Origin of the sequence: Cohnella massiliensis, from assembly GCF_900169535.1 — a bacterium.
GTDB lineage: Bacteria > Bacillota > Bacilli > Paenibacillales > Paenibacillaceae > Cohnella > Cohnella algarum.
Map to the genome: position 1 here is coordinate 835,179 of NZ_LT821258.1, position 12,238 is coordinate 847,416.

At 54.5% G+C, this 12,238-nt stretch carries 9 protein-coding genes; 2 read left to right on the forward strand and 7 right to left on the reverse strand.

The window, feature by feature from the left end; all coding sequences use genetic code 11:
- Nucleotides 1-2: 2 nt before the first annotated feature.
- On the reverse strand, nucleotides 3-4,271 hold the full coding sequence (locus B7E11_RS28970) for an RCC1 domain-containing protein (protein WP_176220733.1): 4,269 nt from the start codon (nucleotides 4,269-4,271) through the stop codon (nucleotides 3-5).
- A gap of 338 nt (nucleotides 4,272-4,609) precedes the next feature.
- Here B7E11_RS28970 and B7E11_RS13375 point away from each other — a divergent pair, with 338 nt between their 5' ends.
- Nucleotides 4,610-7,126: a LuxR C-terminal-related transcriptional regulator gene (locus B7E11_RS13375; RefSeq protein WP_176220734.1), complete on the forward strand. Its 2,517-nt coding sequence runs from the start codon at nucleotides 4,610-4,612 to the stop codon at nucleotides 7,124-7,126.
- Between the two features lie 186 nt (nucleotides 7,127-7,312).
- Here B7E11_RS13375 and B7E11_RS13380 read toward each other — a convergent pair whose 3' ends face one another.
- From B7E11_RS13380 to B7E11_RS13395, 4 genes are read right to left on the reverse strand one after another with little or no spacing between them, the layout of a single operon-like run.
- On the reverse strand, nucleotides 7,313-9,640 hold the full coding sequence (locus tag B7E11_RS13380) for a VirB4-like conjugal transfer ATPase, CD1110 family (protein ID WP_080835086.1): 2,328 nt from the start codon (nucleotides 9,638-9,640) through the stop codon (nucleotides 7,313-7,315).
- Entirely contained in the window at nucleotides 9,633-9,998 is a 366-nt protein-coding gene (locus tag B7E11_RS13385; protein ID WP_080835089.1) for a PrgI family protein, read from the reverse strand. The genes B7E11_RS13380 and B7E11_RS13385 overlap by 8 nt, the downstream gene beginning before the upstream one ends.
- 27 nt (nucleotides 9,999-10,025) lie before the next feature.
- Nucleotides 10,026-10,388 carry a hypothetical protein gene (locus tag B7E11_RS13390; RefSeq protein WP_080835091.1) on the reverse strand — a complete coding sequence of 121 codons (363 nt, stop codon included), beginning with the start codon at nucleotides 10,386-10,388 and terminating at the stop codon, nucleotides 10,026-10,028.
- A gap of 30 nt (nucleotides 10,389-10,418) precedes the next feature.
- Nucleotides 10,419-10,604 carry a hypothetical protein gene (locus B7E11_RS13395; protein ID WP_080835094.1) on the reverse strand — a complete coding sequence of 62 codons (186 nt, stop codon included), beginning with the start codon at nucleotides 10,602-10,604 and terminating at the stop codon, nucleotides 10,419-10,421.
- A 169-nt stretch (nucleotides 10,605-10,773) separates the two neighbouring features.
- Here B7E11_RS13395 and B7E11_RS13400 point away from each other — a divergent pair, with 169 nt between their 5' ends.
- On the forward strand, nucleotides 10,774-11,025 hold the full coding sequence (locus B7E11_RS13400; RefSeq protein WP_054819090.1) for a helix-turn-helix domain-containing protein: 252 nt from the start codon (nucleotides 10,774-10,776) through the stop codon (nucleotides 11,023-11,025).
- 2 nt (nucleotides 11,026-11,027) lie between these two features.
- Here B7E11_RS13400 and B7E11_RS13405 read toward each other — a convergent pair whose 3' ends face one another.
- On the reverse strand, nucleotides 11,028-11,867 hold the full coding sequence (locus tag B7E11_RS13405; RefSeq protein WP_080835097.1) for a VirB6/TrbL-like conjugal transfer protein, CD1112 family: 840 nt from the start codon (nucleotides 11,865-11,867) through the stop codon (nucleotides 11,028-11,030).
- Between the two features lie 66 nt (nucleotides 11,868-11,933).
- Entirely contained in the window at nucleotides 11,934-12,233 is a 300-nt protein-coding gene (locus B7E11_RS13410; RefSeq protein ID WP_425351434.1) for a glutamyl-tRNA amidotransferase, read from the reverse strand.
- Nucleotides 12,234-12,238: the final 5 nt, after the last annotated feature.

A 12,238-nucleotide genomic window follows, 5' to 3' on the forward strand; every position in this document is an offset into this window, starting at 1 on the left:
GATCATCCGTCGATCATGCCAAGCGCTTGCAGCGTTCGGATGAGCACGGCCGCAGCCTGGGCGCGTGTCGTCACCCCCTTCGGGCTGAACGCATCCTCGCTTGTGCCGGTCATGATGTGCAGCTTGACCATCAGGCGAACGTCCTCCAGGTAGGCCGCGTCCACATTCCCCATATCCTTGTATCCGTTCAGATTCACATTTTCCTTTGGGATCGGCAGCTTTTCAAGGGCGATGACGGCAGCTAACATGCTGGCCATTTCCTCGCGAGTAAGCGGCTGATCCGGTTGGAAGCGCGTCCCGCTCGCAAAGTCCAGTAGTCCAAGATCCTTCGCCGTTGCTACCGCATCGAAATACCACGCGCTTTGCTTTACATCGTCATAGGGCGCTGTGCTGCCGGCAGAAGCGCCGCGTCCGAGCGCCCGGACCAGCATGGCAGTAAACTCCGCTCTTGTTACGGTTTTATCAGGGCCGTACTGTCCGCCGCCGACTCCTTCAACAAGTCCTTTGGCCGCAGCAAGCTGGATATAAGGCTCGCCCCAATGCTTCTGCACATCGGTAAAACTTACCGTATTTTGCGCCACGATGTATGCGCTGTTGGAATAAGAGCGAATGATCGCATACCACACATCGGCGATCTTTACCGCTTGAGCGGGGACAAACTCAAACTTCTTCGTTGTTTCGTTATAGCGGAACGCCCCCCATTGCTCCGGCATGCCGGTGATGTCCTTCGGCATCGGAAGCACTCTTGTAAGCGCCTTGCCGAACTGATCCGCCGTACCGATGGCTTTTCCCGTCCTGTTGTTGATGATATCCATGTGAAAATCCACGATTGTACCCAAGACTTTGCCTTTAGGCAAACGGCTTGCCAACGCCGCCTGGATGTCCTTGTCGCCGGACTTGTCGGTCAAGGTGATCTTGAAGCTGATATCCTCGGGTTTCAGGTAGTTTGCGGCAAGCAAGTCCGTCAGCCCCGGAATCAGCGAAGCCAGATCGGCCGGCACCTGATAGCTGCCGTAAGGGGTTTTGATCTCGATGAAGAAGGCGGCGTTTTTCTCCTCCCAACCGGCTAGTATGCTTGCCGGAATGCTGACATAAGCTGTGTTGTCCTTTGGCGTCACTTCCAGCGTGACGGACGGCTTCGTCGTGTCAATCGCCGACGGATCGAATATGATGCCGTTTTTGTCAATGAACGGCCTGAAAGTTATATATGTCGAATTGCCCGTCTCTTGCGTTACCTTTACCGTGCGCGTAACTTCCGCGGCGGCATTGCCAGACGGATCCGTCACATTGTAACGAAGCGTATACTCGCCCGCTTGGCTTGTATCTACCGTTCCGGTCACGACAATGCGATCGGAGACGTCGCCGTAATAGGCATCGGTCGCTTGCGCTCCGGGATCGGCAAACGCTGCGCCAACTGGCACGCTCATCACGGGATCGCCGAGCAGCGTGAGAGCAGGAGGCTGCATATCCCGCACATAGACCGTACGCATCACGGTCGCAGCGGCGTTTCCTGCGGCATCGGAAACGTTATAGGAAAGCGTATAAGCGCCTAGTGTCGTCGTATCCACCGTTCCGGTCACCGTGATCGAAGCGGAAATATCGCCGTCCTGTACATCCTGCGCCGTTGCGCCGGGATCGGTAAATATGCTGTTCACTTCCACCGTCATCGGACTTGCGCCATTCAAATAAATCGCCGGCGCGTCCCCGTCGTACACGTACACATCGCGGATGACCGAAGCGGTATTCCCTGCGCGGTCCGTGACCGCATATTGAACCGGGTAATTTCCGAGGCGCGCCGTGTCAACGGTACCTGAAATCGCGATGGACGAGGCCGGAATAGGGCCATCGATCGCATCCGTCGCCACCGCCCCCGGTTCCGTATACGTCTCGCCTTGCGGGATATTCATCGGATTGCTGCCATTGAGCGCAAGCTCCGGCGCCGTGTTGTCCAGCACGAACGCGTTCGATACCGCGTCGGCGACATTCCCGGCCAGATCTTGCGCGCGGACATGCAAATACCAGTCGCCGTCTCCGCTCGTCTGCCGCAGCGTGTCGCCGCTGGCAAACGCCGTCCAGCCGCCTGTGGGAACGGCCGCGCTTTGCGTCCAGGCATATTGCAGCGAAGCAGCATCGACGCCGCTTTGCGTATCCGTCACGGTTACGGTGCTTTCCGCCGTTTGCGAAGGCGACGCATTGCCGTTCGCGGCGAACTGGACGTCAGGAGGCGCAGCGTCTTTCAGCACGGTGATCGTATACGTCTGCGCCGGCTTCAAATACGGTTCAACCCGAACGGGGATGACCGTCGATGATCCCCAGACGCTTACGGTCGCCACGTCTCCGCTTGCTTGCGGCTGATTGTCGACATACAATTCGGCGCCGGTCGGGTCTGCCAGCGTTGCCGTGATATGCACGCTCGTTACCGACGGATCGAGGTAAGCATAGGTATAAGCAGTGACCGAAGGGGAAAACGAGGGCTCCAAAACGCCTTCCTGCAACGTCAAACCGCTTAGACTATCGTTGCCCGGCACGGCCGCTAAATCGGAGTTCCCCCAGCCGACGACGGTGCCGTCCGACCTCAACGCAAGCGAATGAGACCCTCCTGCCGCAATCGACACCACCCCGTTGAGCCCGGCCGGCACGTTCGTTTGACCTAAACTATTATCTCCCCAGGCGACAACAGTGCCGTCCGCTTTCAGCGCCAGCGAATGAGACCCTCCTGCCGCGATCGACACCACCCCGGCGAGTCCGGCCGGCACGTTCGTTTGACCTAAACTATTATCTCCCCAGGCGACAACAGCGCCGTCCGCTTTCAGCGCCAGCGAATGAGACCCTCCCGCCGCGATCGCCGCCACCCCGGTGAGCCCGGGTGGCACGTTCGTTTGACCATAGCTTTTACTTCCCCAGGCGACGACAGTGCCGTCCGCCTTCAGCGCCAGCGAATGCGACCCTCCCGCCGCGATCGCCGCCACCCCGGTGAGCCCCGGTGGCACGGTCGCCTGACCATCATGATTATTTCCCCAGGCGACAACGGTGCCGTCCGCTTTCAACGCCAGCGAATGAAGCCCTCCAGCCGCGATCGACACCACCCCGGTGAGCCCGGATGGCACAGTCGTTTGACCAAAATTATTACGTCCCCAGGCGCCAACGGTGCCGTCCGCTTTCAGCGCCAGCGAATGAAGCCCTCCAGCCGCGATCGACACCACCCCGGTGAGCCCGGCCGGCACGTCCGTTTGACCTTCACTATTATTTCCCCAGGCGACAACGGTGCCGTCCGTTTTCAGCGCCAGCGAATGGTTCCCTCCAGCCGCGACACCATTCCCCTTGACTGGCATCGCAAGCCCGGCTGGCACACGCGTTTGGCCATACAATTTGTCTCCCCAAGCGACGACGGTCCCGTCCGCTTTCAGCGCCAGCGAAAGAAACTGTCCCGCCGCGATCGTCGCCACGCCGAAGAGCCCGGCCGGCACGTTCGCTTGACCGTCGCTATTGATTCCCCAAGCAACGACGGTCCCGTCCGCTCGCAGCGCCAGCGAATGATTCCCTCCAGCCGCGATCGACACCACCCCGGTGAGCCCAGTTGGCACGTTCGCCTGACCAAAACTATTATCTCCCCAAGCGATCACGGTGCCGTCCGCTTTCAACGCCAGCGAATGCGACCCTCCCGCCGCGATCGCTACCACCCCGGTGAGTCCGGATGGCACGGTCGTCTGACCATCATGATTATTTCCCCAGGCGACAACGGTCCCGTCCGCTTTCAGCGCCAGCGAATGAAGCCCTCCAGCCGCGATCGACACCACCCCGGTGAGCCCGGCCGGCACGTCCGTTTGACCATAAAGATTATCTCCCCAAGCGATCACGGTGCCGTCCGCTCGCAGCGCCAACGAATGATTCCATCCCGCCGCAATCGCCACCACCCCGGTGAGCCCGGCCGGCACGTTCGTTTGACCCAAATTATTGCGTCCCCAGGCGACGACGGTGCCGTCCGACTTCAGCGCCAGCGAATAATTCCATCCAGCCGCGATCGCCGCCGCCCCGGCAAGCCTGGATGGCACGTCCGTCTCACCATAAAGATTATCTCCCCAAGCGACGACGGTGCCGTCCGCTTGCAGCGTCAACGAATGACTCCATCCCGCGGCTATTTTCACGATTCGGCTTCCCATTCCCGTTTGCGCCGCATGCGCTGACCCGGCACCGTATGGAGCCGCCGCAATGAACAGCAGCACGAAAGACAGAATAAGAGAAACGACCCTTCGCCTTTTGATGAATAGCATAGATACACACCCCAATTTCATGGCCTGATTTTCATATCGCATTCGTTTTCTAAAATTTTGCCATTCCGATTATGTCTCGTCCATTCCCCTGTCGGGGGATATTTTTGAACATAAAAACACCCCCTCTGCGATACTCATGATATAATCAAGACAGCTGCCGAAAATTTGAAAAATACGTTTGAAAGATGAGAGACGCATGTATGGAAAATATGATGACTCCTCTATACGAAAGCGCAGGACTATTCCGCTCGAAGTCAAGCCCTCCCCAGGCAGTGGAATCCCCGATTCGCCGGGATCGGCTGGAAACGATGCTGAATACCGGCTGGAAACGCCGGTTGATGACGATCGCCGCTCCTGCCGGATACGGGAAAACATCCCTGCTGCAAGCTTGGACAAGCAAACAAAAGCGACCTCTCGGATGGCTTCGGCTGGATTCTCTAGATGACAACCTCGGGCGTTTTCTGTCTTATCTGTCGCATGCCATTCCGACACTTCCTGCCGCGTATCAGAAGGGGTGCTCCGATTGGATCATGGCACAGGAAGAGGATCCTCTGACCCATGCATTGGAACCGCTCGCAGCGGAGTGGACGGCCCGCATTCAAGACAGCGGACAACATGTCATGATCATTCTGGACAATTGCGAATATATCCGCCATCCGAAAATCCACCGATTCCTCGACCTTTTCCTTCGCTTCGGACCGCCTCAATTGCATGTGATGCTTTCCGGCAGGCGGTTGCCCGGAATGGAAGCGCTGAAAAGCAAAGCAGGGGGAATCAGCGCGATTGAGGCAGAAGACCTGGCCTTGACGGAAACGGAAATTTTCGATTTTGTGTTCCGTAAATCCAAAATTCGTTTGAAGGAAAATGAACGACGCGAATGTTTCGAACGCACCGGCGGATGGTTTCCAGGCGTAACCGCCTATCTGGCGCTGATCAGGAAGACGGGCTACAGCTATGGGGATCCCGATTTTCACAACAGGGCGGCGCGGGAGGTATCCATTTATTTTCAAAATCTCGCCGAATGGGAAAGCCCTGCCTGTCTGCCCCGGACGCTCATGGCCCTTTCGGCGGCCAAACGTCTGAACCGCTCGCTAATCAATCGGCTTGCGCCACATGCCGGCGCGATCAACGTCAACTTCGAGACGCTTGTCAGCGAAACGCCGTTTCTGTTGCCCATGAAGGATCGGCCTGACGAATACGCGTTCCTCCCGATGTTCGCATCCTGGCTGCAAGAACGGCTGAAGTCGGACGATCCCGGATCCTTCGCCAAATTGAACAAGGAATGCGCTTTGCATGCAGAGGAGGAGGGACGGTTCGCGGAGGCGGCGACGTATGCTTTGGAATCCGGCAATCCGGACTTCGCGGCGGAATTGATGCTGCGGCACGCCGAGGATTTGCTGCGCAGCGACAATGACGCGCTCCTTGCCTTGCTCGGGCGTTTCCCGGCAAACGTATTGCGGCGTCATTCGGGACTGGTTTTCATGTATGGCTGGGCGTTGATCCATGCCCGCCGGTTCGGAGCAGCCGAACAGATGACGGATGTATTGGAAATGGAAACGGTCCGTGCGAATGGGGCCAATCTCACGATCATGGGTGAATCGCTTGGCGGTTATGTGGCCTCCCTTCGCTCCATGATCCATTTCTCCAGGGGCGAAACCGACCTGGGCGCTGTCTATATGAAACAAGCCTATGATGAATTGAAGGGCGGAGGCGCGCTTTTTCGCAAGGCTTTATATTTTTCACCTTATGCGTCCTCCCTGCTTAAGGGTGAATATGGGTATTACGGCGTTCTGTCCTCTGCGCTGACCTGTTATGCGTATTTCAAGTCGCATTGGGATCGGCAAGACATGGCCTATGCTTTGTTCATGGTCTTGCTTGGCGAATGCTATTACGAAACCAACCAATTGCCGAAAGCGGAAAAGCATTTGCGGAAGGGGCTTCAGCTCGCATTGGAATTTGGCAATCCAGGGGTGTTTGTGCCGGCTTATCTCGCTTGGGCGAGATTGAAATGGATCAGCGGCGCCAAGGAAGAAGCGATCGCGGCACTGCAAGAGGCACGGGAGCAGCTGATACGAATTCGTTCAGGGCATGGACTCCCTTTGGTCGATGCGTGCGAGACCCGGTTCCACCTGAACCAGCGGAATCTCAAAGGGGTGAGAAGATGGATGCGAAGTCATCCGTTTCCCCCGGATCATATTCCATCGCGAGATCGTATGTATGAAGCCGTTACGTTGCTCCGCGCGCGGTTGTTTGCGGGAGAACTGACGGACGCCCTGACGTTGGGAGAAAAACTGCTGCAAATGGCGGAATCCGGCAATCTGGCTTGCTTTTTTGTCGAAGTAAATGTCATTCTGGCGCAAATCTACCGCATTCAAGGCCAAAACGACAGATCGCTGGAGAAGCTGAACCGCGCGATAGAGGTTGCACACGCCCAAAGGTATGTACGGACGCTGGCGGATGAAGGAGAGGCTCTGGTTCCGTTGCTTCGGGATTATATGAAAATGTACCGGAAGAGCGGACGCAGAGCGCTTGTCCGATATGCAATGAAAATTGCGGCGCTGCTTCCTCAAGAAAGCTTGCGGGAGGATGCCCTCTTCCCTGCTTCGGCTTCATTGACGCGCCAGGAAAAACGAGTGCTTCAATATCTGATGGAGGGAGCCGACAATCGAAATATTGCAATGGCGATGTCGATCTCCATGGAAACCGTTAAAAGACATTGCCGGCATATTTACCGAAAGCTTGGCGTTCGAAATCGGAAACAGGTCGCTCAGCAATATGCCAACCGCAACGAATACGAGGAGCCTTCCATGTTCGAATCGGCAAACAACCTAAGCGATACTGCCAACAACAGCTAATCTTTGGACTAAACGAATTGGGAGACGATGACGTCTGACAGGGAAGTTATATCAATGACAGAGAGTTATCGTTTATTAAATAAGGCCGATTATCGACTCGTACTCTGCAAATGTTAGAGAACTACTGTATATTCGTAGAGCGAAGCGGCTGGCTCATGTAGAAGCCAACCGCTCACCATTATTTCCTTATGCCTCACCCGGCTTCGTCGTCATCAGCCGATACAGCTTCGTATGCCGCGGGAACCTGTCGGTAAACGGAACAAGGGAACTGCCTACCTTCATCAAGCCATTCCCGGCGTCAACATTGGTAATATAAGAGAGTTGCAGGTCCGAAATATTAAGTAGCCCAGCAAGCTCTGCTCGGTCGGTAGCTGCCTGATTCAGCATGACGATAAACTCGCTGTTTGCGAGCATAGTCCGGGCCGTATGACTTTGCAGCAAATCATCCACGTTTTGCGTAATGCCCGTACAAAAAGCGCCATACTTTCGGACGCGCTTCCAAAGCGTGAATAGAAAGTTGGCGCTGTATTCATGCTGGAACAAAAGATAGATTTCGTCGATAATGATAAACGTATTTTTGCCTTTTGCCCGGTTCTGCGTAATCCGATTCAGGATGCTGTCCAGGACAACCAGCATGCCGATCGGAAGAAGCTGTTTGCCCAGGTCGAGAATGTCGTAGCAAATGAGCCGGTTATGGACATTGACATTGGTCGGTTTGGCGAACGTGTTCAGGCTGCCGGAAGTAAACAGTTCGATCGCGAGCGCGATGTCCTGCGCTTCCGGCTCCGATTGCTTGAGCAGTTCCGCGCGAAAGTCTTGAAGCGTCGGCGGCTGCCCCTTATAGTTGCTCTGCAAATACTTCCTGTACACGCTGGCGGTGCAACGGTCAATGAGCGACTTTTCTTTGGCTCCCAGTTGATACCCGCCAATCAACTGCTCGCAAAGCGAAAGGACGAATTCCGATTTGAGAATGATCGGATTGGCTCCGTCGCCGTATTGCCGATTCATATCCATCGCATTGATATGGTTGGGCGAAGTGGCGGATATATGAATCGTCTCGCCGCCCAATGCGTTCACCAGTGCGGAGTATTCTCGTTCCGGGTCGATCAGAATCATATCGTCGTCGCTGGCCAGCATCTGGTTGACGATTTCCCGTTTCGCGGTAAAGCTTTTGCCGGAACCGGATACGCCGAGAATAAAGCTGTTTCCGTTCAGCAGCTGCTTGCGATTGGCAATAATCATGTTTTTGCTGATCACATTTTGCCCATAGTAAATGCCGCCCGGATGCACGATTTCCTGTGCCCGAAACGGAATAAAGACAGCCGTGCTTTCTGTCGTTAACGTCCGCAGCGCGTGAACCTTCCGCAAGCCGTAGGGCAGCACCGTATTCAGGCCGTCCATTTGCTGATAGGTAAGCGTGGAAAGCTGGCACAAATGCTTGCGGGCAGTTGTGAGCAGCGCCTCCGTATCGCTGTCAAGCTGCTCCTTGCTCTCCGCAATGTGGACCATCGTCAGCAGGCCGAACATCATCCGCTGATCGCGGGTGGTCAAGTCGTTCAGAAATTCTTTGCTCTCTTTGCGTTGCTGCTCCATATCGTAAGGGACCACGGCAGAAAAATTGTTGTTCCGGTTTTGTCGCCGCTGCCAGTTCGTGATGTTCGTCTCCACGCCGAGCAAACGGCTCTCCACCTCGCGAACGGCCTCGTCGGTCGGAATCGGGATGATATCCAGCGACAACAGCAAATTCCGATTCAGGTCGCAAAGCTCAGACACCATGCTGTCCTTTATATAGCTGGCGTATTCCCGCAGAAAGATGACGCGCCCAAAAAAGTTTCCCATCCGAAAATGATCTTTTTCAAACTCGAACGTATCCGGGCAAATGTAGTCCTTGAAATCATGCCCCTTGCGCATCGTTTCGGACAAATGGAAACGAAAATCCGCTTCCTCGCCGATCCGAAAGAAATCATGGAAAATGCGCAGACGGTCGGTTGCATCCAGTTCGATACATTTTGAACCGAGACGGGAAAAATGCGACATCAATTCGGTTCCGACTCTTGCGAAGTATTGACGGGCTTCCTCCACATTTTTCTTGACAACAGAAATGGTAACGTACTTTTCCTGAATCGTTCCGTTCGCGCCAATGGCCTTTTCGAGCAACATCTCGTTGTACTCCTGCCGGTACACATCAAGATGGTCCTCCTTAAGCGGAATAAGAATCGAGCTTTCAAAATCGGCCCGATTCAAACGCCGGTTATGGATTGTAATTTTAGTGGTCGCTCCGCTGTCGAAGGAATTGAGCAACTCGGAATAAGACAAAAACATCGCTTCCTTGTCTTCCCTGGACGCTACGGCGTAGTTGATATCCTCGAACCGATACGATTTGGAGAATTTGTTGCCAACAAAAAAAATCCCGTCCGGCCAGAGGGCGCGAATCGGGATGACTTGCTGAACGCCTTTCGGAATGACAAATCGTTCCTTGTCCTGCTTGATGATGCGTCTGAGCGTTTTAATCACGGCTTATCATCCTTTCCTGCTTATGATGCTGCATGCTCTTTTTCAGCGCTTCAACGTAGATGTTAGTCGAATAGAAGACGAAGCGTTTTGGCAGCAGAAATTCCGATTTCACATACGCCCAAAGCAGCTGCTCGGCCGTCATGCCGTGATAGCTGATGAAACCCAAGGCTGCGCAGGGCGCGGCTCCCAAAATGCACATCCAACTGAGCGTTTCCAAGCCAAAGCGGCCGCGCAGTCCAAAATAAAGGCCGATCGCCGCGCCGACAGCCAGCACAGAAAAAAAGAACTGCCGCAAGGACAGTCCAAAGAATAAGCTTTCCGTATAATCCCGGATTTCCCGGTTGATTTTCACTTCCATTTGAAGTCCTCCCATGAACGATTCTCGCTACGGGCTGCAACTCGGCCCACCCTCCGGTTTAACCGTTGTTGGCTCTGTCTTTTTCGATCTAGTTAACAACTTATCGCCGGATAGAAGAGGATCGGCTAAAAGCGCAAATACAAGCTGAGCGCCGTCTCGCATGCCTTGCAAATATAACCATTCATTCATGATCGCCTGCTTAAAATGGTGCTTGTCCTCCCATTCCATAAACGCCGGCAACTGCGTCATATCCACGCCGGAAAACATTGCTTGAAAAGCCGATTTCTCTTCATCGCGACATCTACGCAACTCGGGATGGTGTTCGATCCGAGCCGAAACGTGGTCCAGCCGCCGCTGGATCGCATTTTGAAACCATAACGGAAACTCCATTGACATCCCCCCTCCTTGTGCGAATGCGATCTAGCGCAACTGATGTTCTCGTCCGGACTTCCTTTGAAGCCACTGGACAATCCATTCGTCCACCTTCCGGCTTTGAGCCTGAACCGCCTCATTCTCGAACAGGGGAATTCCCTGTTCAAGCGATTTTTTCCCCAGCTCGTTCAACTTCCTTCTTTCCTCCTCCAATTGATCAAGCAAACGTGTCATCGGTCGGCCTCCCCGTGTCTTCATTAGATCGGCGTTCCTGGCTGTCTGAACGGAAGCTTGCCTCTCCATTTTACTGCGAAAATCGGTTTATTTTATTTTAATTCGATATTCGCATTAAAACAACGATGCACTCACGTACAATTTTGCTTGTAATGTGAGGTGCATACAAATGAAACATCGAAAAGAACCGCCAGGCGACAAAAATATAATCGGCGTGAGAGTCGTTGCCATCCGCAAGGCAAAAGGGATGAAACAGAAGGAGTTTCTCGCCAGACTGCAAACGGCTGGCCTTGACATCAGTCCTACCAGTCTTTCGCGTCTGGAAGGGCAGTATCGGCTTGTCCAAGACTACGAAGTCGTGGCGATTGCCAAAGCGCTGGATGTTTCCGTCCGGGAATTGCTGGGCGAAGAATCGGAATGAAGCTACAGCCCCATCATTTCCCTCACCACCCGGTCCGCCATTTTGACCGTCCCCACGAGTACCAGCATGTTGAAAATCAATTCGCCAATGTACGTCCACACCATCGTAACCGCGCCTGCGCCTTCATCGACCGCCGGGGGAGCAGAGGCAAAGGCGGAGTAGATGATGCAGGCGAGTACGATAATCGCTCCCTCCAGACAAGCGGCCGCATACCCCTTGAGAAACGATTTGCCGATATTTTGGCTTGGCTCCCCGGCAAAAGCGGAAAGCGGAACGGGAGCGATGGCCGTATATAAATAGATGCGAAAAAACCGTCCGTACACCGAGAGGATCATCACAAAAGACAACACCGTAATGAACAGACTGCCCAGAAGGGAGACGACCCACAGCGGAATGCTTTGCCAAAAGCCGACGTCTTCAATCGCTTTGGCAATGGTGTTCGGCAAAGTCATAGCCTCCGTCTTTCCGAACCCGGAACGCCCCATCATCGTCGAGATGATTCCCTGAACAATGGTAAACAGCGCCATCATGAGCTCCAGCCCGTAGGTAACGACCGCTTTGGCTAGGACAAAGCGGATAAACAGCTTGACGGCCATCTCCGGCTTTTTCATTTCGGCAAAACTGCCGGTCGTCTTCATTACGCCAATTACAAAAAACAAGACCAGCAGCGCCAGTCCCGTCGCCTGCAACGCGCCGTGAATGTCAGTAATGACGCGCCAAACGCCGCCGCCCTTGAAGTCGGCCGGCGACTCGGTAACAAGCTGCCAGATTTCGTTCATTTTCTCGTTCCACGTATCGAGCGCATGTTCGAGATTGTCAATGATCCAACTGTTTTTGGCCATATTCTCACCCCTTTCAGTAGACGGGGAACAGACAAACCGTCCGTTCCCCTCATTTGCGACTCCTGTTTAACCGGCAATCAGGGTAAGAATCTCCTTCGTGAAGGTGATGATAATCCCGCCGGCGAGCGTCAGGAATCCGTTCGCTCGCTGGGAAGGATCGTGAGACTTGAGCGACAATCCGATCTGGACAATGCCAAAGCCGAGGATGATCATGCCGATGGCCCGGATTAAGCCGAATATGAAAGTGGACAAATTATTGACCGTCGTCATCGGATCGCCCTCGGCATAAGCGGTAGAGACGAATACGGTCCCCGTTAAGACCAGCATGATGTACAGCGCCAGCAGCCGTTTCCTTTTGATTTTCATTTTCA